This window comes from Pseudomonas sp. JDS28PS106, assembly GCF_036706555.1.
Classification (GTDB): Bacteria; Pseudomonadota; Gammaproteobacteria; order Pseudomonadales; family Pseudomonadaceae; genus Aquipseudomonas.
In genome coordinates, this window is record NZ_JBAJGT010000004.1 from 76,701 (window position 1) to 96,742 (window position 20,042).

The window sequence follows — 20,042 nt, forward strand, 5'->3', positions numbered from 1 at the left end:
GAGGTGTTCGAACTAATGCACAGCGTTTGTCGATCGTTCATGCTGTAACACCGTTCCAATGGAAGGAAAACGGCATGACCCCGCTCCCCGCGAACGCCTCGATACCCCTGCAAACCGAACGCCTGCTGCTCGTCCCGCTCAGCCTCGCAGACGCGCCCGCCGTCCAGCAGCTATTCCCACAGTGGGAAATCGTCCGCTACCTGAACAACCGCGTGCCATGGCCCTACCCGGAAGACGGCGCCTTGAGCTACATCCGCAACGCTGCATTGCCTGCTGTCGCCAAAGGCACCGAATGCCACTGGACCCTGCGCCTCAAAACCGACCCCGACCAGATCATCGGCAACATTAGCCTCATGACCGAACCCGGCAACAACCGAGGTTTCTGGCTGCACCCCGACTGGCAAGGCCACGGCTACATGAGCGAAGCCTGCACCACGATCAACCGCCACTGGTTCGAAACCCTGGGCCAACCCCTGATGCAAGTCCCCAAAGCCGCCCATAACCAGGGTTCAAAACGTATCTCCCAGAAAGAAGGCATGCGCCTGATCGAAACCCGCGAAGACGACTTCGTGGGCGGCAGAATGGCGACAGAAGTGTGGGAGATGACCCGGGAAGAGTGGTTGGCGAAGCTCTAGACCGGGGCATACAGGAACGCGGCGTTTTTGAAATCGACCCGCGACCGTAGTAGCATCGCCGCGCTTTCGCCCTCCGTCCGCTTCGGAACACGAAAGTCAGGACGGCCAGACACGTTAAGGAAAACGCAATGCAAGACTTCATCCGCAAAACCTTCGGCGGCCTCTCGCGCCAATACTACCTGCGCCAACTCTTCTTCGGCGCACTGTTCTTCGCACTCATCGCCTGGACAGCCCTGCAGAGCAAACAAGGCATCAATGTCGGCATCATCGTCTTCGCCCTGATCAGCACACTGCTCTACCCATACTCCCGCTTCGTCTACGAAAGCATCATCAACTTCATCATCGGCAACAACGTCTTCTTCGGAAACGCGATCATGATGATGACCGTAAAGCTGATGACCATGGCCCTGTGCTGGAGCATGGCGATATTCATCGCACCGGTGGGGCTGGTTTATTTGTACTTCTATCATCGGCGGGCGCTCGGCTAAGCCTGTCGGCACCGTGGGAGCCAGCTTGCTGGCGATAACGCCTTCAAGCGCTCAAGAACCAACGGGCCCTCTACTACGCATCTCAAACACCATCTGACTTGCGGTAGGGCGCGACTGCGAACCCATCCAATCCGCCCACCCCACCCGTCGTAGGAGCCAGCTTGCTGGCGATAAACACTCCCACTCGGCCAGGTATCACCAGGCGGTCCGCCACATAATTTCAGGCAGCACCTGGCTTGTGGGAGGGAGCTTGCTCGCGACAGCAAAGCCCAGGTCAACACCATCAGCCAACCCCTATACAGCATGCGCACCGGCGCTTGGACAGCGTCGATGTGGTGGAAAGGGCTGCTCGCTGCCAGACCGGTGACCAGACTCACGATCAGGTTGCGTTTGGCTTCGCGTTGTTGTTCGGTTTCGTCGGGGCTGGCTTCGGAGAACAGGCCGGTCAGCACGCCTGATGCCGCTGCACCGCCGCGCCTTGCTTTATAGCGCCCGATAGTTTTGAACAGCGTTTTCACCGGTACCGCGTCAGCCTTTGGATCTAATCAACGACCGTGGAAAAAGCTTATCTGGATCAGTAGGCGGAGACCGCGCCAATTCAAGTTGCTGACAGGGATTTCCTGCTTACACCTTGGGTACAGCATACCAGTGCTCTCCCTTCATACCCATTTGGTGCTCGACCCGAGGCCATCCTCTCAAGGTTTGAGCCTTGAACAGTTTTACCCAGTACTCTCCAGGTCGATAGGGCCTCTGGGTCAAACAGGTCGTGGTCTGTCCCCTATCGTTTATTAAGGTCAGTTCACGATTGCTCTCTCTGTGCTTTAGCTGAAGAAATTTCTATAAGCTATCTCCCACATTCCCCGTTCGCGAAGTTTTTTCTTCAGTGAACGCGAGGCGGCCATCCGGTGTACGGCTGACAATGTCGATACCGTTACCACTGCGGTTCTGCACAGCGAAGATGTCAGTGTGGTTGTTGTCACGTAAGAAGACCTTGGAGATATCTTCACCTAGGTCACCGACCTGCTGATTGGTTAGCTTCGAAAGATCTTTACCTCGGGTGGCTGAAAACAGATCAAGTGTAGTACCCGAAGTAACGGCTCCGCCTGTCTGACCTAGCCCTTTTGGATCAAGACTATAACCCCCCGCGTTTTCAACCGGTCTTCCATCTACAGTGGTAGCTACAGGCCCATAACTACCATCTGTTTTAGCGCTATAAGCACCTTCACCACTAGTCCACTGCAATGCGGGCTTGGCGTCTTGCGCCTTCGCAGCGATCTCGAGTTTACCCGCATAAGACATCTTTTCAAGCTGCTGCGTCCCGACCTTGATGCCGGTCTTGGCCAGTGCAACGCCACCCTTGGCAATGCCGCCGACACCCGTAACGAAACTGCCGACGGTCCAGATGAGATTGCCCATTTCCTCGCCAAGCGCGATGGCGTTCTCGTCGCCGCCTTGTTCAAGCGCGTTCGCCATGGTGTCGATCTGGGACTTGAGCTTGGTCGCCATCCCGTCGAGCATCTGGTTCTGGGCAGCGGCGTCGGTTACCAGGGCCTTCAAACCTTCCAGGCCCGCCATCGGGTCAGCGAGGAACTGGGCCATGCCTTCAACATCGCCCCAGCCGGACTGCACTAGACCTTTGCCAAGACCGAACTGGGTCAGTACGTCCTGTTTGCTGCTGATGTAGCCCCATTTACCCAGCACCTGGGCTTTCTCGATGACGCCATCGGCTTCTTCGTATTCTTTCTTCAGCTGAACCAACTGCTGAGTCGCCAGCCAGTTGTTATCCACAGCCGCGCCGGCGGCGCTGTTGGCGGTGGTGGCGTCGAGTTGCGGGCTGTTCGCTGCCAGACCGGTGACCAGACTCACGATCAGGTTGCGCTTGGCTTCGCGTTGTTGTTCGGTTTCGTCGGGGCTGGCTTCGGAGAACAGGCCGGTCAGCACGCTCGACGCCGCGGCACCGGCGGCGCCACTGCCGCAGCTCTGGCTGCTCGCCGCTGCACCGGCGCAGGCTACGAGACCGTGAAGGGCGGCATGCAGGGGTGTGCCCTCGACGAGTTTGCCCTCGGCGACCGGATCATCGAGGTAGCCGGCGCCTTGCTGCTGGGCGTAATTGACCACCAGGCCTTGGACGAACGCGCCGTTGGTGCCGCTGATATAGCCGCTGGCGGCTACCAATGCGGTGGTGATCTGGTGGTAGGTGCCGCCCGCGCTTCACTTCTTGCAGGTCGTCAGGTGATACAGATAGAGTGAAATTTAATTACAGGTTAAGAATGCAGGATGGGCGAGGATTTCTAACCTGTCTCTGGGGGTGTGATACAGCCTCATATTATCACGTATATATGTAATCAATACTTATGCGCACGGGTTCGAGATTAAGCGTTATCTCGCAGGCCGACCAAGCCTTCCCGTTTTCGCACAGCCCGTTAGATACGTATAGCTTTCTTAAATCGACCAGTAGCATGGTTAGATTTCTGACTGCCTTGCCATCTGGCTGGAACCACTCAACTTTCCCCTGATCATTTAAATAATCAAATTCATAGCTGCCCCCGTCGTCTTCTGCAAAAAGGCGTGCACGAGTGATTATTTTTTTAGCTGAGGAAGGGCCGGCTTCATATAGAAGTTGGCCGATTTTTTGATAGATATCTTGTTCGGTCATTGTCTAACTCCTTGCGGCGAATTCGCAAAGTCAACGATAACTGGGCGATCGCCACCGATTGAATAGCTAACGTTGAACCCGTCTGGTCTAACCCCAGAGTCCAGATAAATGGGTTCAATCTTTACACTGACTGATTTACCTTCTTTGAGCGCAGCCGCCCAAGTATTCTCCATGATCTTCCACTCACCTTTGTTCAAATTCCCATTCATCGGTAGCAGATTCAAGCGTTCGCCTGGACCGTTGAAGATGCTTGCGATCAAATGGCCACCTTCATCGCCCGCGATTCCACATTTTCCGGCCACGCATTGTTGATAAGTGTTTCGGTCATTTTTGGTCAAAACGAGGTCTGACTCTACTCGTTCAACTCGACCAAGGCTGTCTGTTTGATAGGTCTTGTTACCATCCACCTTATAAATAGTGTTAGGTTGTGGCTTGTTGATTTCCTTCGTCCACGCACCTTTTCCGCCTGACGATACTTCGACAGTCCGCAAGGTAGGCGCGGGATCTATCGGGTCAAGGTCCGGCTCATTAACCGGCGGTTTGTCAGGGTCGATGACTGGAGGTTTTGGTGGCACCTCGGCCTTCGCAGCGATCTCGAGTTTACCCGCATAAGACATCTTTTCAAGCTGCTGCGTCCCGACCTTGATACCGGCTTTGGCCAGCGCAACGCCGCCCTTGGCGACGCCGCCGACGCCGGTGGCAAAGCTGCCGACGGTCCAGATGAGATTGCCCATTTCCTCGCCAAGCGCGATGGCGTTCTCGTCGCCACCTTGTTCAAGCGCGTTCGCCATGGTGTCGATCTGGGACTTGAGCTTGGTCGCCATCCCGTCGAGCATCTGGTTCTGGGCAGCGGCGTCGGTTACCAGGGCCTTCAAACCTTCCAGGCCCGCCATCGGATCAGCGAGGAACTGGGCCATGCCTTCTACATCGCTCCAGCCGGACTGCACCAGACCTTTGCCAAGACCGAACTGGGTCAGTACGTCCTGTTTGCTGCTGATGTAGCCCCATTTGCCCAGCACCTGGGCTTTCTCGATGACGCCGTCGGCTGCTTCGTATTCTTTCTTCAGCTGAACCAACTGCTGAGTCGCCAGCCAGTTGTTATCCACAGCTGCGCCGGCGGCGCTGTTGGCGGTGGTGGCGTCGAGTTGCGGGCTGTTCGCTGCCAGACCGGTGACCAGACTCACGATCAGGTTGCGTTTGGCTTCGCGTTGTTGTTCGGTTTCGTCAGGGCTGGCTTCGGAGAACAGGCCGGTCAGCACGCTTGATGCCGCTGCACCCGCCGCGCCACTGCCGCAGTTCTGGCTGCTCGCCGCTGCACCGGCGCAGGCTACGAGACCGTGCAGGGCGGCGTGCAGGGGTGTGCCCTCGACGAGTTTGTCCTCGGCGACCAGATCACCGAGGTAGCCGGCGCCTTGCTGCTGGACGTAATTGACTACCAGACCTTGGACGAACGCGCCGTTGGTGCCGCTGATATTGCCGCTGGCGGCGGCTACCAATGCGGTAGTGATCTGGCGGTAGGTGCCGCCCGCGCCCCAGTTATCGGCTATGTCATCTGCTTCGGCTTTCAACTGCCTTGCGCCATCAATCAGGGTCAGGCGCTCGGCATTGGTCAGCTTGGCGTCAGGATCGGCGGCCTTGCCCTCTGCCGTCTCAGCGGCGCGACGCTTGGCATCGACTTCTTTGGCCTTGTCCGCAAACAAAGTGCCTGCTTCATTGGCGAACGCTCCAACGATCTCGAAGCCGGCGCGAATCTCTTCTTCGTCGAAGATAGGCTTGAGCGCGCCGCTGGTGTCGCGGTCGCTGGATACATCACGGTTCAGGCTTGCGACGGTCTGCTCGGCGGTCTGGCCGGTGCGTTTCTGCTGCTCGGCCTGGTCGGTAATCACGATGGCACCGCCACTGACTCCGCTGCGCGTCACGCTACTCGCATCGTCACTGGCGCTGATCGCAATCGGCAACGTCGCGCCATAGCTGTCTTCGGTTTTCGGCAGATCGGTTCCCGGCGTTTGCAAACCGCCGCTCTGGGCGTTGCCCTGTTGGTCCTTCCCGACCTGACGCCAGCCGCCTCCGACGGCGACCGAGCTGGCGTCGTACTCCGCCTTGTTCTTGATGTCGCGGCTGGTCAGGCTGGCGGTAACCAGCTGGTTATTGCCGTCCTGCACGGCCTTGTCGCTGCTGGCGATCACGCCACCGACCAGATCGGTGTTGCCGCCCACGCAAACAAAAAAGGCCCGCCTTTCGGCGAGCCTTTTCTGGTACTGCGTATGGTGCGGCACCAAGAGTCGAAAAATAGCATAACTATCTATATTCATTAGCAATTTAAAATTAATGTATGTAGTTCTATCCCTAAAACTATCCTGATACAACCGCCCAGTCGGTTGTGCCATTTCAAATAATTACGATTTGAAATCGCTACCAGGACTTCTAAAACGTAGGTGTGGGGCGGGTTGCATTGCATCGCGCCGGTAGCCTGCAACCCTGTGACGCTGATCGTTACCAGTAGGCCAGCCATTTGCAGCCATTTAGATCTGTAGAAATGCATGGCATTTAGATGCTGTTGCAGCATAACTCATTCATTGTTATAGATTTTCTTCAAGGTCTTAGGGTACCGGCTCCACCAGTTCATGATCAGCCTGCGCTCCTCGATGAACTCGGCCTTGTGGATATAAGCGGCGCGGACGTTGTTGCGCTCCTTGTGGCTCATCTGCCGTTCAATGGCTGTCTCCGACCACAATCCTGACTCGATCAGTGCGCTGCAGGCCATCGAACGAAATCCATGCCCGCAGATATCGGTTTTGGTGTCGTATCCCATCGTCCGAAGCGCGTTGTTCACGGTATTTTCGGACATGGGCTTCCAGGGTTTGGCATCCCCTGCGAAGACCAATGCGAATTTGCCTGTGAGTGCATGGATTTTTTCGAGTAGCGCCACTGCTTGGGGCGATAAGGGTACTAAATGGATATCCCCTGCCATCTTCGTACCCCTTGTGGAAAAGGGTACTCCCTCCAACGCGGGTCGAGTGTCCGGTATCTCCCAGGTGCCGCGCTTGAGGTCGAACTCGCTCCAGCGGGCGAAACGCAGCTCGCTGGATCGTACAAACACATGCAGCGACAGCATCACCGTCAGACGGGTAAGTGCCCGGCCTTTATAGGTGTCGATCCGCTCCTGCAGTTCCGGCAGTCGCGATAAGGGTAGAGCGGGGCGATGCACCACCCGCGGGGCCTTGATCGAGCCTTCGAGGTCGTAAGCAGGGTTTATAGTGATAAGCCGGAGGCGCTTTGCCTCGCGCATGATGCTCTGCAGGTAGTTTTGTACCCTTAAAGCAACGTCTATCGTTCCGCGCTTCTTGATCGCTTCCAAGGGCTGCATAAGGTCATGGGTGTCGAGATCAATAATGGCGCGTGCGCCGATCAGCGGGAATACGTGGGTTTTGAGGCGGCTCATCACTGTCTTGGAATGGCCTGGTGCCCACTTGGCCGACATTTCCGTATGCCAGTCGAGCGCAACGCTTTCAAAGGTTCTGCCTTTGATTACGGCTTCCGCCTTAGCTCGGTGTTTGGTCTCTATGGGATCAATGCCATCCGCCAGCATTCGCTTGACTTCCAAGCGCTTGCGGCGCGCATCGGCGAGACCAATGACGGGGTAGTTGCCGAACGAGGTCAGTCCTTCGCGTCCGTCAGGTTTGACGTAACGGAGCCGCCAGCCTTTGCGGCCATTGGGTTGGACTAGGAGGTAGAGGCCATCGCCGTCGAAAAGCTTGTAGGCGCGGTCTGTAGGTTTTGCCAAGCGGCAAGCTGCGTCGGAGAGCGGAGCTGTGGTGCGCGACATAAGGGTACTCCCTTTTATCGAAGGGACCTGTATCCCAAACTCTACCCTTAAAACGGTTGGAATCCACCGGTTTCTGACGGAAACCGATGGAACGCCAAAACGAAAAAACCCGCCAGAAGGCGGGTTTTTCGGGGGTTCCAGAGATTTTGAAAGCCTTCTATGGAACCTTGTATGGTGCCGGCACCAGGAGTCGAACCCGGGACCTACTGATTACAAGTCAGTTGCTCTACCAACTGAGCTATACCGGCGTAATGGCGGCTGAGTATACAGAGCCTGTTGGGCTTGTAAAGCCTAGCTGTCTGATTCGGTTGAAAAAAACGAGCAGCGGTGTCCGGCCCCGATTGGCGCTGGCGGCGCTGGGTAGGAATCGAGGGTGCGCGAGGGTAGGGCGTTTCCTGGCAGCGGCTGGGATTTGGCTTCGTACGCCCAGGAATTCAGCCAATATCTGCCGGGATATTGCGGGTCGGGTCGCGGGACGATGGAGTAAGCAGGGCAGGACTTTGGACAAGGTCTCAGCAATCAACGGCTTGCGGTCATGCGTCGTGAGGCAGGTTCGGGCGGTGGCGTTCGGGATGGGCATTCTGCCGGTAATTGCAGGCTCGGAGTGCGTTGCCTAGGCTTGGTTTCAACGGCCGGCGCCGACGGATGAGCGGCGAGGGTCGTTACTTTTCAGCCAGTAGACATGGATGTCTCTGAACGACGCGAGGGAGTGTATCCGGGTGCCGAGGGTGCGTAAGCGGTGGCCGGGGTTCACTGAAAAGGAATGCAAATATTCTGCACCCAGGTGGGATGGCGTCGATTGACCGTTCGACGGGGCGGTGGCGGCATCTTCACTGAATCGACAGCGTGTCTGGCTTCGGCCGGTAGGCGTGATGTCGATGGATCGGGAAATGCCCGGGTCTCAGGACTCGGGCATTTCTTTTGCCGCCGATCTGCTGGAGTTCGCCCTTTGCGTGCCGATACAGTTGGTGAGCAAACGGCCGACCGCCTTGAAAGCAGGTGCAATGCAGAAAACGCCCACGCATTACGGGCTGTTGAACGTCGCTCGCGATGCTTCTCCTGACGAGATCAAGAAGGCTTATCGCAAGCTGGCGCAAAAGCTTCACCCGGATAGAAACCCAAGCGTCGCTGCCTCGGATGAGATGGGGAGGGTGAACGCTGCCCACGATGTACTGGCCGACCCTCGCAAGCGGGCGGCTTATGACGCGCAGCTGGCGGAGCAAGGGCGTCAGGTCCAGACGGCAAGTAGCGCCCCAGTGTCCGCCGGGGCAAGAGGCACAACCACAAATGCACCCAGAAAAGCCCCGGCGAATCATAAGCGCCGCAAGGCACTGCGCTGGGCTGCGGTCTTCGCGGTGTTTTGCGCCGCCGGAGCGTGGATGGGGTATCAGCCTGATGCCAGCAAGTCGTACTTTCCAACGCCGCATGCTCCTGTTGCGCAGACCTGGGTCAAGCAGCCTTCTGAACCTCGCGAGCTGATCACTGGCAATCCGGTCCGGCTGGTGGACCCCGCGCAGCCCGACTGTGAAGTGCCTGCGCTCGATCCCCTCGGCGCACCCTGGCCGGAGAAAGCCGGGTATCTGTCGGGCATGCCGTTGCGCAAGGACAATGGCTGGTCGCAGATCACCGTCGACAATACTGGTGGCGAGTCTGCGGTGTACGCGAAGGTGACCGACGCTGTAGGTCGGAACACTTTTCGGCATGCGTTCATTCCCGCCGGCGCGGTCTTTACCTTTGGCAAGATGGACGCCGGGCTTTACTTGCTCAAGTACAAGATGTTGAACACCGGTTGCGCCTTCGCGTCGAGCCGCATTCAGTTGCAGGAGACGCCGATGGGCAGTCAGGTGAAGTCGACGATGTACAAGCTGACGTTGCGCAAGTTACAGAACCGCAACGTGCAGTTTTCCACGCTGCGCCAGGACGAATTTTAAACGGGAAGGGCCGCCAGACCCGCTCTGACTCGGCGTATTTGCAGGTTTCGTCTCTTTCTTTTGAAAGACATTTCCGAGAGAATCCGCAGCCGCTTGCGCCTCTCGATTCGCGCTTTTAGTCTTCGCCGGTCGCTGATTTTCAGTGATCGGGTTTAGTCGCCCGTGTTCGAGTTGAGGCGTATCGCGCCGCTGTTTCCCAAGCCCTTCTGGCTTGTGATTAATGGCGGCTGTGCGTAGGGCACCTTCGGGTGCGCCGGTTCTTAGCTCCCGGTTCGACTAACCTGCGTACGGCTGCCACCCACCCCTCGTTTAGTCGCGACTCGGTGGCAGTACCCATCATGGAGAGAGCTAAACGTGAACAGTGTTACCGCTGAAACATTCCTGGATTCAACTGCTACTAAACCCGTCCTCGACGAATCCATCGTCAGACGCGCCCTGGCCCACTACCTTCCCGAAACCCATTCTCAGGACGAAGACGCTACCGATCTTCAACCCACTCTGAACCATGCACTGGACTTCCTGCGTTGCGCCGCCGCCACTGCCTATGAACTTGGGGATAACCTGAGTGGCTCGAAACGCGACCTCGCCTTCGCCACTCTGCACATGATGAAAATGGCAAAAGCGATGGTGGAGCGTTCGCTGGAGATCGTCGAGCGTCCCGCCAGCGCATGACGACCCGCGAGGCAGAGGCTTTAGATGTTGATCCGGTGACTGGTTTCGTGCAGTTCCAGGCTATGCACCGCAAGCGTTATGCACAAAACTTCGGAGATAGTTCCCTACTGTAGGGAATGAAGCCGACGAAACGCCAATCTTGCGCAAGCCTTTGCTTTTAGAGGCTTTCAGCTTTGCTGGTCAGACAAAATCAGGGGCTTGAGTAACTGGCGCGCAAAGGGTTTTCAACACGTTCCGGATTTTCATCAACAGAGTTATCCACAGGCTGTGCACCGTGGTCATCGATCTACGACATGGCTGACGGCTGATGCGTCAGGTCTGTCAATCGACCAAACCAGGCTCGTCGTTTTCGCCGGGAGGCTCGGTGCTCTCGGGACTGTCAGGCTCCACTTGGCCTGAGTGACGCCACCAGGCAAGGGCAGCCACAACCTCTTTGCCAGTTACCTTGCTGATCATACGAACCATGTCGTATGAGCGAACGCCATCGACATGCTCGCTCAAGCTGGCAGCGGTATTGGCCCATAGCGGGTCTAGAACGAAGTCGATGCCGTTGGTCCTGGCCAGTTTTGCGGCTGGAACAAAGTCTGAATCTCCGGCGACCAGTACGATCACATCGGCCAACTTGTTCAGCGCTAGCGTAGTGATATCCATGCCCAGCTTGATATCGACTGCTTTCTGGTCGATATCAAAATGAAAGTCATCGTTTGATAGGTCGTTCCACGCTCTCAAGCCTTTGAGCAGATCATCGAGCGTGTGGTCATTGAGTCGCCAACGGCCGCTTTTGGACAACTCGCCAAGACGCAGGGCTGTCTTGCGACTTCGCTTCAGACGATCATGAAGCTCGCCTCTTACTTTGTAGGGCGGGTGCTCTTTGAAATTCATACTGCCCGGTGTCCTGTGGCCGACTGGAGGAATCGGGTAGCGGACCTGCTTGTCGTTTGGCGGGCAGTCGTAGTAATACACGCGATAGAGCTCTCTGGACTGGGCCCCTGGGTCCTCGATGTGGGCCTTCACAAGCCAGTGCACGATCTTGCTGAGATGCTCTGAAGACAGTACCAGGTCGCGTCCAAAATATTTTCGCGTGAAAAAACGAACCCGCTCGAAGAAAAAACCGCCATCAACCAGTACTGCTGTCCTTTTCATGCCACTTTCCTTGAGGCGAAAAAAAGCCCAGGACCGCCGGGCAGGTTCTAAAGATTGCCTGCGAGCTGTACTGGGCTGCGGGACGAATTCTGAGCAAGACGAACAGGCATGTCAACGAGGTTCGGTCTACAGGCCTCAGCTTTGCTGTCGCCAAATGTGACCGACCTCCGAATCTACGTTCAGATGAGACTGAAGCGCCTGAGAAGTCAGTGATCGAAGTGACTACCCCTTTTGCGCCACCATCAACAAGTTCCGCGGCGTCAGCCGACTCTCGCAAAACGTCCCGACCCGCACCTGATATCCCTGCTCGCGAACATACAGCGCCCGATCCAGCACTAGCCATAGCTCCAGCGGGCGGCGGAACAGGTTGCGGACCAGTTCCAGATTGCGCACCTGGGCCAAACGTTCCCAGCCTGCGGCTTCCAGTTCGTCCCAGTTGCGCGCGCCGGGGGCGGGCAGTTGTTTGAGGTCCGCCAGTTCACGGCAGTAATCGGCATAGGGCTTGTCGAGCCAGGCGACGGGCAGGGAAGGCGTGGGCAGGTATTCGTCGACGCCGCGCAGTTCGCGTTGCAGCAGATCGAAGCCCAGGCGGCGCGCCATGGAGGCGTCACGTTGACGTCTGACCCGGGCGCCGGCGGTCACGGTTTCGCTCAGCGGCAGGCCGAGGTCGTCCCGCGACAGTTGCAGGGTTGATTCACGGCCTGTGTTCGACAGTGGCTGATAAAGCTCCGCGTGGGTCCGGTTGTAGCAGCAGGGCGCAATTGCCATGTGCCGGCAACCGGTCTTGGTGGCCAGTTGCATCAGGCGGACGTGCAGGTCGCCGCAGGCATGCAGCGCGACCGGGGTGTGGTCGGCTTTTAGCTGAAGCGCCGCATCGTCGGCCAGAACGTCCTGCTGTAGGTGAGTGGCGGAGATGTGCAGGCGCTCGCTCAGGCACTGTCCTGCCTCGACCAGCGCCGGGTCGTATTCCAGGCAAGTCAGCGCCTGTCCTTGCTGCGCCAGACGTCGACCCAGATGGCCTTTGCCCGAGCACCAGTCGAGCCAGTGGGAAGGTGCGTCGTCGAACGTCAGGTGACGCGCCATTGCCTCGATCTGTTGCCATTTGCGTCCCGGCACGTCGACGCTCATACGCGACGAGGCCGGGGGCAGGGCTTGTGCGGGCAGTGCGCCGACCTGGGCGAGGATCGTCGCTTCGGCGGCCAGCTGTGGGAAGGGCGCGGGTGCGTTCAGTCGTTCCGGATGATTATGGTCAAGCTCCGCCTGCTCCAGCGAGCGGCCGCGCAGCCAGGTCGCCAGCTCAGGAAAGTCGGCCTCCCAAGGCAGACGGCGTTGCGTGAACGGCTTGGGGCGCCAGAGGGCCTGATGCGCGGACAGAAACCGGTCGAGCGCGCGAAATCGATCACTCAGGGCTTCGTTCTGCAGGTAGGGATCGGAAGACATAGTGGGCCGTATCGTTCAAGGAAGGGGCTGGCCGTGCATGGCGGGCCAGCCCCTTCATATCAGCGCCCCTGGCAGGCGTCTACGCGCAGGATGCGTTCCAGTAGGCGGAAGCCCTGAACCAGCACATAGGCCATGACCAGATAGAACACGCCCGCCGCGAAGAAGATCTCCACCGGCAGATAGGTGCGGGCGATGATGGTGCGCGCCATGCCGGTGAGTTCCAGCAGCGTGACGGTGCTCGCCAATGCGCTGGCCTTGAGCATCAGGATCACTTCGTTGCTGTAGGCAGGCAGGCCGATGCGTGCCGCGCGTGGCAGGACGATGTAGAACAGCGCCTTCCACTTCGACATGCCCAGTGCCCGCGCCGCCTCGACTTCGCCGGCCGGCACGGCCTGAATCGCGCCACGCAGGATCTCGGCAATGTAAGCCGCCGTGTGCAGCGTCATGGTGATGACCGCACACCAGAACGGATCGCGCAGGTAAGGCCAGAGCGCGCTTTTGCGCACGGCGTCGAACTGCGCCAGCCCGTAGTAGACCAGGAACAGCTGCACCAGCAGCGGCGTGCCGCGGAAGAAAAAGATGTAGGCGTAGGGCAGGGCGCGCACCGGCAGATGTTTCGACGAGCGCGCGATGCCCAGCGGAATGGCGATGATCAGGCCGGCGATGACGGCGATTGCCACCAGCTCCAGGGTCAGCGTCGCACCCTGGGCGAGTCGCGGCAGCCATTTGATGATGACTTCCCAGTTCATGACGCGCTCCTCATGAAGCCGCGAGCGGCACGTTTTTCCAGGAAGTACATGCCGGTCATCGCGATGATGGTCAGGCCCAGGTACATGAACGCCGCGACCATGTAGAAGGTGAAGGCTTCTTTGGTGAAGCCCACGGCGATCTGCGCGTGGCGCATGATTTCTTCCAGGCCGATGACCGACACCAGCGCGGTGTCCTTCATCAGGATCATGAACAGGTTGCCCAGGCCGGGCAGGGCGATGCGCCACATCTGCGGCAGGATCAGCTTTATGAAGATGCGCGAGCGCGACATGCCCAGCGCCAGGCCAGCTTCACGATGCCCCTTGGGGATGGCGAGGATCGCGCCGCGAAACACTTCGGTGGCATAGGCGCCGAAGCACAGGCCCAGCGCGATGACGCCGGCGGCGAACGCGTTCAGCGCCAGGTCCTGGACGCCGAACATCTCGCCCAGCGCGCGCATGCCATTCACGGTGCCGAAATAGATCAGCAGCACCCAGAGCAGTTCAGGGACGCCACGCACCAGGGTCGAGTAGGTTCCGCCCAGCCATTGCAGCGGCTTGTACGGAGAAGTCTTGGCGAGAGCGCCGAGCAGGCCTAGCACCAGTCCCAGGCACAGGGCCGAAAGAGCGAGCTGGACAGTCATCAGCGCGCCAGCCGCGAGGGCCGGGCCGAATCCATGTAGATCAATGTTCATGTGGTAAAGGCAGGCTTTGCAGAGGACGGCGCCGCCGCGTCCCCTTGGGGAAGCACGACGGCGCGGTCAGGCGGTTCAGAGGATGCTGAACGGGAAGTACTTGTCGTTGATCTTCTTGTAGGTGCCGTCAGCGATGATTTCCTTCAGCGCGGCGTTCAGCTTCTCACGCAGCGGATCGCCTTTGCGTACGGCGATGCCGATCTTGTCGTTCTCTTCGACAGGCTCGCCTTTAAATTCGAAGCCCTGGCCCGCGTCGCTTTTCAGCCACTCGTAGCTCACGTACTTGTCGGCCAGGATGGCGTCGACGCGACCGGATACCAGATCGAGGTAGGCGTTTTCCTGGGTGTCATACAGCTTGGCGTCGACATCCATGCCCAGCTTGTCTTCCAGCCAGGTGCTGGCGAGGGTCGAACGCTGTGCACCGATGATCTTGCCCTTGAGCGAAGCGACGTCGGTCTTGAACTCGCCGCCCTTGGGTGCCAGGAATTGCAGCTTGTTCGAGTAGTACGGATCGGTGAAGTCCACGGCCTGCTTGCGTTCGTCGGTGATCGACAGCGACGAGATCAGGAAGTCGAACTTCTTGGCGTTCAGGGCCGGGATGATGCCGTCCCAGTCGGAGGTGACCACTTCGCACTGCACTTTCATCTTGGCGCACAGGGCGTTGCCGATTTCATAGTCGAAACCGACGACCTGACCGCTCGCGTCCTTGTTGTTGAACGGCGGGTAGGCCGCTTCGATGCCCATCTTCAGGGTTTCGGCAAAAGCGTTGCCGGTCAAAGCCAGAGTGGCAGCTGCAACCAGCAGCAACTTCTTGTATGTCTGCATGAGGTGTTGCTCCGTTAACGGTTACTCGACATGAATTGTTTGCACCTTACCGACCGCGGGTTATCGAACACTTGCTCGGGTGTGCCCTGTTCTTCGACCAATCCTTGATGCAAAAAGACGATTTCGCTGGACACTTGCCGGGCGAAATTCATTTCGTGAGTCACCAGCAGCATCGTGCGACCTTCGTCGGCCAGCGCGCGAATGACGTTGAGCACTTCCTGAACCATCTCAGGGTCGAGCGCCGACGTCGGTTCGTCGAACAGGATAACCTTAGGCTGCATTGCGAGAGTTCGCGCGATGGCCGCGCGTTGCTGTTGCCCACCGGAGAGCTGGTTGGGGTAGGCGTGGCGCTTGTCGGCGATGCCGACCTTGGCCAGCAGCGCTTCGGCGACCTCGATGGCTTCGGCCTTGCTCTGGCCGAGCACGCGGCGCGGCGCCTCGATGATGTTGTCGAGCACGCTCATGTGTGGCCAGAGATTGAAGTTCTGGAAGACGAAACCGATTTCGCTACGCATCCGGTTGATCTGCCGGTTGTCGGCAGCCACCAGTTCGCCGTTTTTCGCGGCCTTGAGCTTGAGCTCTTCGCCAGCGACCAGAATCTGGCCCTGATGCGGGTTTTCCAGCAGGTTGATGCAGCGCAGCAGTGTCGATTTGCCGGAGCCGGATGAACCCAGGATGGAGATGACGTCGCCGTCGCGCGCGGTCAGCGAGATGCCCTTGAGCACCTCCAGCTCGCCGTAGCGCTTGTGCAGGTCGCGGATTTCCAGGGCGGGCGTGGCCTCAGCCATGTGGGGTCCTCATTGGTAACGAGCGCTCATTCCGAACAGCCGCCGCGTAGCGCGACGCCAGAGGTGTCTGGCGCAAAGCGTAGACGCAAGGTTGCGGCTGGATGAGGCCGACAGACGCGGTAGATGCCGAAACGATGGATCCTGTCTGGCGGCTGTGCGCGAAAAAGGCGCGATGTTGCCACCTTTGCCCGACGGTTGGAAGCGGCTTTTGCCAAGCGGCGCTCTATGTTGCGCACCATAAGAGTGCTTCCTTGGTCGGGGTGGACGTTTTCGGTGCGCGCGTGTTTCCCTGTTCTGAGGTGTTCAGTAACAAATCCTTCAAAAAGCGCTGCGTTGATCCATTGCAGTGCCCCCCTGCCGGATGACACTGAATCCCTCTGGATCGGGAGCGACGTCGCTTTTGAAATATTTTGGCGTACTTTTTGCGTCCAGAATAATCAACGGCACCGTTTCTTTCTTTTTACGAGCGCTTCGGTGTGCATCGGTTGTCTTGCAAAGGTAGTTTCAATGAGCAATACCGCTAATTCTTCCGAGCTCGAACAGGGCCTCAAACCCCGCCATATCACCATGTTGTCGATTGCCGGTGTCATCGGCGCCGGCTTGTTCGTGGGTTCCGGTCACGCGATTGCCGAAGCAGGGCCGGCCGTGCTGCTGGCCTACGCCGCAGCGGGTACGCTGGTGGTGCTGGTGATGCGCATGCTGGCCGAGATGGCCGTGGCTTCGCCTGATACCGGTTCCTTTTCTACATACGCTGACCGTGCCATTGGGCATTGGGCCGGTTTCACCATCGGCTGGCTTTACTGGTGGTTCTGGGTATTGGTGATTCCCCTGGAAGCCAACGCCGCCGCAACCATTCTCAACGCCTGGTTCCCGGACGTTGCCATCTGGGTATTCACCCTGGTCATCACCTTGCTGCTGACCGCCACCAACCTGTTCAGCGTAAAGAACTACGGCGAGTTCGAATTCTGGTTCGCGCTGATCAAGGTCGTGGCGATCATCGCTTTCGTGATCCTGGGCGTTGCAGCGATCTTCGGCCTGTTGCCGACCACGCAGGCCAGCGGTGTCAGCCATCTGTTCGACACCGGCGGCTTCATGCCTAACGGCATGGGCGCCGTGCTGGCAGCCATGCTCACCACCATGTTCTCGTTCATGGGCACGGAAATCGTGACCATCGCGGCGGCTGAATCGAAGAACCCGGGCAAGCAGATCACCAAGGCCACCAACTCGGTGATCTGGCGGATCTTCCTGTTCTACCTCGTTTCGATCTTTGTCGTAGTGTCGCTGGTGCCATGGAATGACCCGAGCCTGGCTGAAGTTGGCTCGTACCAGACCGTACTGAACGTCATGGGCATTCCGAATGCCAAGCTGATCGTGGACCTGGTGGTTCTGGTGGCCGTGACCAGCTGCCTGAACTCTGCGCTCTACACCGCTTCGCGCATGCTGTTTTCCCTGGGCAAGCGCGGCGATGCGCCAGCGATGTCCAAGCGCACCAGCCAGAGCGGCACGCCGTACTGGGCGGTGATGCTGTCCACCGGCGCTGCGTTCCTGACCGTGTTCGCCAACTATGTTGCGCCGGCTGCGGTGTTCCAGTTCCTGCTCGCCAGTTCGGGCGCGATTGCGCTGTTGGTGTATCTGGTGATCGCCGTGTCTCAGCTGCGCATGCGTCAGAAGCGGATCGCGGCGGGCGAAGCTATCGACTTCAAGATGTGGCTGTTCCCTTGGCTGACCTGGGCGACCATCGTCTTCATCGTCGGCGTGCTGACCGCCATGCTGATCGGTGAAGAACACCGCATCGAGATCGTTGCCACCGGCGTGCTGAGCCTGATCGTCGTGGCGGCGGGGCTGACCGTGGCGCGCCGGCGCAAGGCCGAGCGTACGAGTGGGGCTGCGGTGCTGAACTGATCGCCTGACCAATCGCCAGCAAGACGGATCGCCGCCCGCTGGCTCCTACGACGCCTGTAGGAGCCAGCTTGCTGGCGATCTGCCGCAAAGCGGCAGCAAGACCCTACCTGCCGGCCTTCTCATTCCTCAGCATCAACAATTCCGACGCCTTGTTGTAATCAGCCTGGAAGGCCGGGCTGCCTATCCATTCGATGGCGGTGTCTTCGTCTTCGTCATGAATGATGGCGCGGTACATGATCAGCAGGCCCATCATGAAATCGGTGGCCGGCTCTTCATCTTCCTCGGCGATCACTAGCTCCAGCACCGGGTATTGCAGGAACACCGCGCACATCGCCAGCTGGCTGATGGCTTCGGCCTGCTTCATGGTCTGGAAGAGGTCGTCGTAGTCGCCCGGATCGAAGCCGTTTTCCACGATGTCCTTGAAGTCGAATGTGCTCAGATCGATTTCGACGTCATCGAACGGATGGTCCACCAGCGTGGATTCGAAAACCGGATGCAGCGCGTTTTTCACCGCTTTGCCGGAGCGGTTCTGCTTGGCCTTGAGTTTGGCGCGCTTGGCGCGTTTTTGCTGTTTGTCTGGCGAAGCCATGAACGGATCCTTGGGCAGTAGGGTGCAATGGCCGCCATTGAAACGCACAGCGGCGCAATAGCCAAGCGCGCGCCGACGCCGATGCGCTGACGTACAAAAATCGCAGACAACAAAAAACCCGCACTAGGCGGGTTTCTTGAGTGCTTTCAGGTGTGACTGGCATCACCTGAAAACGGAAGGTGGTGCCCAGAGACGGAATCGAACCGCCGACACGGGGATTTTCAATCCCCTGCTCTACCGACTGAGCTATCTGGGCAACGGGGCGCATTAGACGTGTTTTTCAGGAGGTCGTCAAGCGTGTTGTCGAAAAAAATTTTAATTATTACCGACGCTTACGACCTTCATCGTCTGAAACCCTTTACTGGGCGGGCGGAACGTAGCCTTCGGCCTGTGCGTATTCCTCGCCGGAAAGGTACTTGTCCATCTCGGTCTGGAGGAATTTGCGGTCCTCGGCGTTCATCATGTTCAGGCGGCGTTCGTTGATCAGCAGCGTCTGGTGCTTCTGCCAGTCGGCCCAGGCTTTCTGGGAAACGTGGTTGTAGATGTCTTCGCCCTTGGCGCCCGGATAAGGCGGACGCTCCAGGCCTGGCAGTTCTTCTTTGTACTTGCGGCACATTACGGTGCGGGTCATGACGGTTCTCCTGCGTTCAACACATCGGCTGCGCGTTTGAGCAGCTTTTTCACCGGGGCGGCGAGGCCCAGGCGCGGCGGGGTGGCGAGGTTATACCAGAGCCAGTCGGCCTCGGCCACGTGATGGGCCGATACCTCGACTGGCACCAGCCAGGGCTCGATGCTCAACTGGAAATGGCTGAAGGTGTGCACCAGCCCAGGCAATTCATAAGGTTTGCCCATTTCCAGCGAGTGCTGCGCGGCGAGATGCTGGAGGTCGTCGAAGTCGTCGAGTTCCGGCAGGCTCCAGAGACCGCCCCACAAGCCGGTCGAAGGACGACGATAAAGCAGGATCGCGCCTTCGTGATTGGCGAGCATCGGCATCAGGGTACGCTTTTGCGGAATGCTCTTGCGCGGCTTGGGGATGGGGTAGCGGGTTTCCAGACCGAGCAGGTGCGCCTGGCAGCCGCGTTCGAGCGGGCACAGCAGGCAGCTGGGCTTGCTGCGGGTGCACAGCGTGGCGCCGAGGTCCATCATCGCCTGGGTGTAGTTGTTGACCCGCGCATGCGGCGTGAAGCGCTCCGCGGTCGCCCAGAGCTGTTTCGCCACCTTGGGTTCGCCGGGGTAGCCTTCCTGCGCGGTGAAGCGCGCCAGCACGCGCTTGACGTTGCCGTCGAGGATTGGCGCGCGAATACCCATGCTGATGCTGGCGATCGCCCCCGCGGTCGACAGGCCGATGCCCGGCAACTCGGTGAGCTGTTCGACGCTGCGCGGAAACTCGCCGCCGTGTTCGTTCACGACGATTTTCGCGGTCCTGTGCAGGTTGCGCGCGCGGGTGTAGTAGCCCAGGCCGGTCCACAGGTGCAGCACTTCGTCTTCCGGCGCCGCGGCCAGGTCCTGCACAGTCGGCAAGGCTGCCATGAACCGGTCGAAGTAACCCAGCACGGTGCTGACCTGAGTCTGTTGCAACATGATTTCGGATACCCAGACCCGGTACGGCGTGATGCCTTGCTGCCAGGGAAGATCGTGGCGGCCATGGCGGTCGTACCAATCCAGCACGGCGCTGGAGAATTGCTCGGGTTGCATGGTTTGGTGTG

General features: G+C 58.9%; 19 protein-coding genes, 2 tRNA genes and 1 pseudogene. 6 read left to right on the top strand and 16 right to left on the bottom strand.

Annotated features, from left to right (window positions below; genetic code table 11):
* Positions 1-74 precede the first annotated feature (74 nt).
* The 3 genes from TRP66_RS07660 to TRP66_RS07670 all read left to right on the top strand — a co-directional run bounded on the left by TRP66_RS07660 (position 75) and on the right by TRP66_RS07670 (position 1,581).
* Positions 75-635, top strand: a complete 561-nt coding sequence (locus TRP66_RS07660; RefSeq protein WP_333400894.1) for a GNAT family N-acetyltransferase — start codon at positions 75-77, stop codon at positions 633-635.
* A 128-nt stretch (positions 636-763) separates the two neighbouring features.
* Positions 764-1,123 (top strand): hypothetical protein, encoded by a 360-nt coding sequence (locus tag TRP66_RS07665; protein ID WP_333400895.1) that lies wholly within the window; start codon positions 764-766, stop codon positions 1,121-1,123.
* A 317-nt stretch (positions 1,124-1,440) separates the two neighbouring features.
* Positions 1,441-1,581, top strand: coding sequence for a hypothetical protein (locus TRP66_RS07670; RefSeq protein WP_333400896.1), 141 nt, complete (start codon positions 1,441-1,443; stop codon positions 1,579-1,581).
* Positions 1,582-1,960: 379 nt separating this feature from the next.
* Here the strand turns inward: TRP66_RS07670 and TRP66_RS07675 are convergent, their stop codons facing one another.
* The 6 genes and pseudogenes from TRP66_RS07675 to TRP66_RS07695 all read right to left on the bottom strand — a co-directional run bounded on the left by TRP66_RS07675 (position 1,961) and on the right by TRP66_RS07695 (position 7,853).
* Positions 1,961-3,298 carry a hypothetical protein gene (locus TRP66_RS07675; RefSeq protein WP_333400897.1) on the bottom strand — a complete coding sequence of 446 codons (1,338 nt, stop codon included), beginning with the start codon at positions 3,296-3,298 and terminating at the stop codon, positions 1,961-1,963.
* Positions 3,299-3,452: 154 nt separating this feature from the next.
* Complete coding sequence (locus tag TRP66_RS07680; RefSeq protein ID WP_333400898.1) at positions 3,453-3,779, bottom strand: hypothetical protein; 327 nt, start codon at positions 3,777-3,779, stop codon at positions 3,453-3,455.
* Entirely contained in the window at positions 3,776-4,396 is a 621-nt protein-coding gene (locus TRP66_RS23560; RefSeq protein WP_442965185.1) for a DNA/RNA non-specific endonuclease, read from the bottom strand. Before TRP66_RS23560 ends, TRP66_RS07680 begins: the two co-directional genes overlap by 4 nt.
* Positions 4,373-6,007 (bottom strand): annotated as a pseudogene (locus tag TRP66_RS07685) (hemagglutinin repeat-containing protein); the annotation flags it as partial. The pseudogene TRP66_RS07685 and the gene TRP66_RS23560, both read right to left, overlap by 24 nt.
* A gap of 341 nt (positions 6,008-6,348) precedes the next feature.
* The gene (locus TRP66_RS07690) at positions 6,349-7,605 is read right to left on the bottom strand and encodes a tyrosine-type recombinase/integrase (protein ID WP_333400900.1); all 1,257 of its coding nucleotides are present in this window, start codon (positions 7,603-7,605) and stop codon (positions 6,349-6,351) included.
* A 172-nt stretch (positions 7,606-7,777) separates the two neighbouring features.
* Positions 7,778-7,853 (bottom strand) — tRNA-Thr (locus tag TRP66_RS07695).
* A gap of 756 nt (positions 7,854-8,609) precedes the next feature.
* Between TRP66_RS07695 and TRP66_RS07700 the strand changes: the two genes are divergently transcribed.
* Both TRP66_RS07700 and TRP66_RS07705 read left to right on the top strand, forming a co-directional pair.
* Positions 8,610-9,536 carry a J domain-containing protein gene (locus TRP66_RS07700; RefSeq protein WP_333401329.1) on the top strand — a complete coding sequence of 309 codons (927 nt, stop codon included), beginning with the start codon at positions 8,610-8,612 and terminating at the stop codon, positions 9,534-9,536.
* Between the two features lie 354 nt (positions 9,537-9,890).
* Positions 9,891-10,208, top strand: a complete 318-nt coding sequence (locus tag TRP66_RS07705) for a DUF6124 family protein (RefSeq protein WP_333400901.1) — start codon at positions 9,891-9,893, stop codon at positions 10,206-10,208.
* A 321-nt stretch (positions 10,209-10,529) separates the two neighbouring features.
* On the opposite strand, the gene TRP66_RS07710 is transcribed toward TRP66_RS07705, so the two are convergent.
* The 6 genes from TRP66_RS07710 to TRP66_RS07735 all read right to left on the bottom strand — a co-directional run bounded on the left by TRP66_RS07710 (position 10,530) and on the right by TRP66_RS07735 (position 15,845).
* Positions 10,530-11,351, bottom strand: a complete 822-nt coding sequence (locus TRP66_RS07710) for an NYN domain-containing protein (protein WP_333400902.1) — start codon at positions 11,349-11,351, stop codon at positions 10,530-10,532.
* 222 nt (positions 11,352-11,573) lie between these two features.
* Positions 11,574-12,791: a methyltransferase gene (locus TRP66_RS07715; protein WP_333400903.1), complete on the bottom strand. Its 1,218-nt coding sequence runs from the start codon at positions 12,789-12,791 to the stop codon at positions 11,574-11,576.
* A gap of 59 nt (positions 12,792-12,850) precedes the next feature.
* Positions 12,851-13,540: an ABC transporter permease gene (locus tag TRP66_RS07720; RefSeq protein WP_333400904.1), complete on the bottom strand. Its 690-nt coding sequence runs from the start codon at positions 13,538-13,540 to the stop codon at positions 12,851-12,853.
* Positions 13,537-14,232: an ABC transporter permease gene (locus tag TRP66_RS07725; RefSeq protein WP_333400905.1), complete on the bottom strand. Its 696-nt coding sequence runs from the start codon at positions 14,230-14,232 to the stop codon at positions 13,537-13,539. The genes TRP66_RS07720 and TRP66_RS07725 overlap by 4 nt, the downstream gene beginning before the upstream one ends.
* Positions 14,233-14,307: 75 nt before the next feature.
* A complete protein-coding gene (locus TRP66_RS07730; protein WP_333400907.1) occupies positions 14,308-15,057 on the bottom strand; it encodes an ABC transporter substrate-binding protein in 750 nt (249 codons plus the stop codon).
* A 14-nt stretch (positions 15,058-15,071) separates the two neighbouring features.
* Complete coding sequence (locus tag TRP66_RS07735) at positions 15,072-15,845, bottom strand: ABC transporter ATP-binding protein (protein WP_333400908.1); 774 nt, start codon at positions 15,843-15,845, stop codon at positions 15,072-15,074.
* Positions 15,846-16,352: 507 nt separating this feature from the next.
* On the opposite strand from TRP66_RS07735, the gene gabP reads away from it, so the two are divergent.
* Positions 16,353-17,747: a GABA permease gene (gene gabP / locus TRP66_RS07740; RefSeq protein WP_333400909.1), complete on the top strand. Its 1,395-nt coding sequence runs from the start codon at positions 16,353-16,355 to the stop codon at positions 17,745-17,747.
* 103 nt (positions 17,748-17,850) lie between these two features.
* Here the strand turns inward: gabP and TRP66_RS07745 are convergent, their stop codons facing one another.
* The 4 genes from TRP66_RS07745 to mutY form a co-directional block, all read right to left on the bottom strand.
* Positions 17,851-18,336, bottom strand: a complete 486-nt coding sequence (locus TRP66_RS07745) for a hypothetical protein (protein ID WP_333400910.1) — start codon at positions 18,334-18,336, stop codon at positions 17,851-17,853.
* A 180-nt stretch (positions 18,337-18,516) separates the two neighbouring features.
* Positions 18,517-18,592 (bottom strand) — tRNA-Phe (locus TRP66_RS07750).
* A 102-nt stretch (positions 18,593-18,694) separates the two neighbouring features.
* A complete protein-coding gene (locus tag TRP66_RS07755) occupies positions 18,695-18,967 on the bottom strand; it encodes an oxidative damage protection protein (protein WP_333400911.1) in 273 nt (90 codons plus the stop codon).
* On the bottom strand, positions 18,964-20,031 hold the full coding sequence (gene mutY / locus TRP66_RS07760) for an A/G-specific adenine glycosylase (protein ID WP_333400912.1): 1,068 nt from the start codon (positions 20,029-20,031) through the stop codon (positions 18,964-18,966). The genes TRP66_RS07755 and mutY overlap by 4 nt, the downstream gene beginning before the upstream one ends.
* Between the last annotated feature and the right edge of the window lie 11 nt (positions 20,032-20,042).

Bases quoted from the DNA above. Each gene is read 5' to 3' on its own strand.
- TRP66_RS07745 (WP_333400910.1), bottom strand. From the start codon at position 18,336: ATGGCTTCGCCAGACAAACAGCAAAAACGCGCCAAGCGCGCCAAACTC.
- TRP66_RS07730 (WP_333400907.1), bottom strand. From the start codon at position 15,057: ATGCAGACATACAAGAAGTTGCTGCTGGTTGCAGCTGCCACTCTGGCT.
- TRP66_RS07680 (WP_333400898.1), bottom strand. From the start codon at position 3,779: ATGACCGAACAAGATATCTATCAAAAAATCGGCCAACTTCTATATGAA.
- mutY (WP_333400912.1), bottom strand. From the start codon at position 20,031: ATGCAACCCGAGCAATTCTCCAGCGCCGTGCTGGATTGGTACGACCGC.
- TRP66_RS07735 (WP_333400908.1), bottom strand. From the start codon at position 15,845: ATGGCTGAGGCCACGCCCGCCCTGGAAATCCGCGACCTGCACAAGCGC.
- TRP66_RS07710 (WP_333400902.1), bottom strand. From the start codon at position 11,351: ATGAAAAGGACAGCAGTACTGGTTGATGGCGGTTTTTTCTTCGAGCGG.
- TRP66_RS07660 (WP_333400894.1), top strand. From the start codon at position 75: ATGACCCCGCTCCCCGCGAACGCCTCGATACCCCTGCAAACCGAACGC.
- TRP66_RS23560 (WP_442965185.1), bottom strand. From the start codon at position 4,396: ATGTCTTATGCGGGTAAACTCGAGATCGCTGCGAAGGCCGAGGTGCCA.
- TRP66_RS07700 (WP_333401329.1), top strand. From the start codon at position 8,610: ATGCAGAAAACGCCCACGCATTACGGGCTGTTGAACGTCGCTCGCGAT.
- TRP66_RS07690 (WP_333400900.1), bottom strand. From the start codon at position 7,605: ATGTCGCGCACCACAGCTCCGCTCTCCGACGCAGCTTGCCGCTTGGCA.
- TRP66_RS07665 (WP_333400895.1), top strand. From the start codon at position 764: ATGCAAGACTTCATCCGCAAAACCTTCGGCGGCCTCTCGCGCCAATAC.
- TRP66_RS07725 (WP_333400905.1), bottom strand. From the start codon at position 14,232: ATGAACATTGATCTACATGGATTCGGCCCGGCCCTCGCGGCTGGCGCG.
- TRP66_RS07720 (WP_333400904.1), bottom strand. From the start codon at position 13,540: ATGAACTGGGAAGTCATCATCAAATGGCTGCCGCGACTCGCCCAGGGT.
- gabP (WP_333400909.1), top strand. From the start codon at position 16,353: ATGAGCAATACCGCTAATTCTTCCGAGCTCGAACAGGGCCTCAAACCC.
- TRP66_RS07755 (WP_333400911.1), bottom strand. From the start codon at position 18,967: ATGACCCGCACCGTAATGTGCCGCAAGTACAAAGAAGAACTGCCAGGC.
- TRP66_RS07715 (WP_333400903.1), bottom strand. From the start codon at position 12,791: ATGTCTTCCGATCCCTACCTGCAGAACGAAGCCCTGAGTGATCGATTT.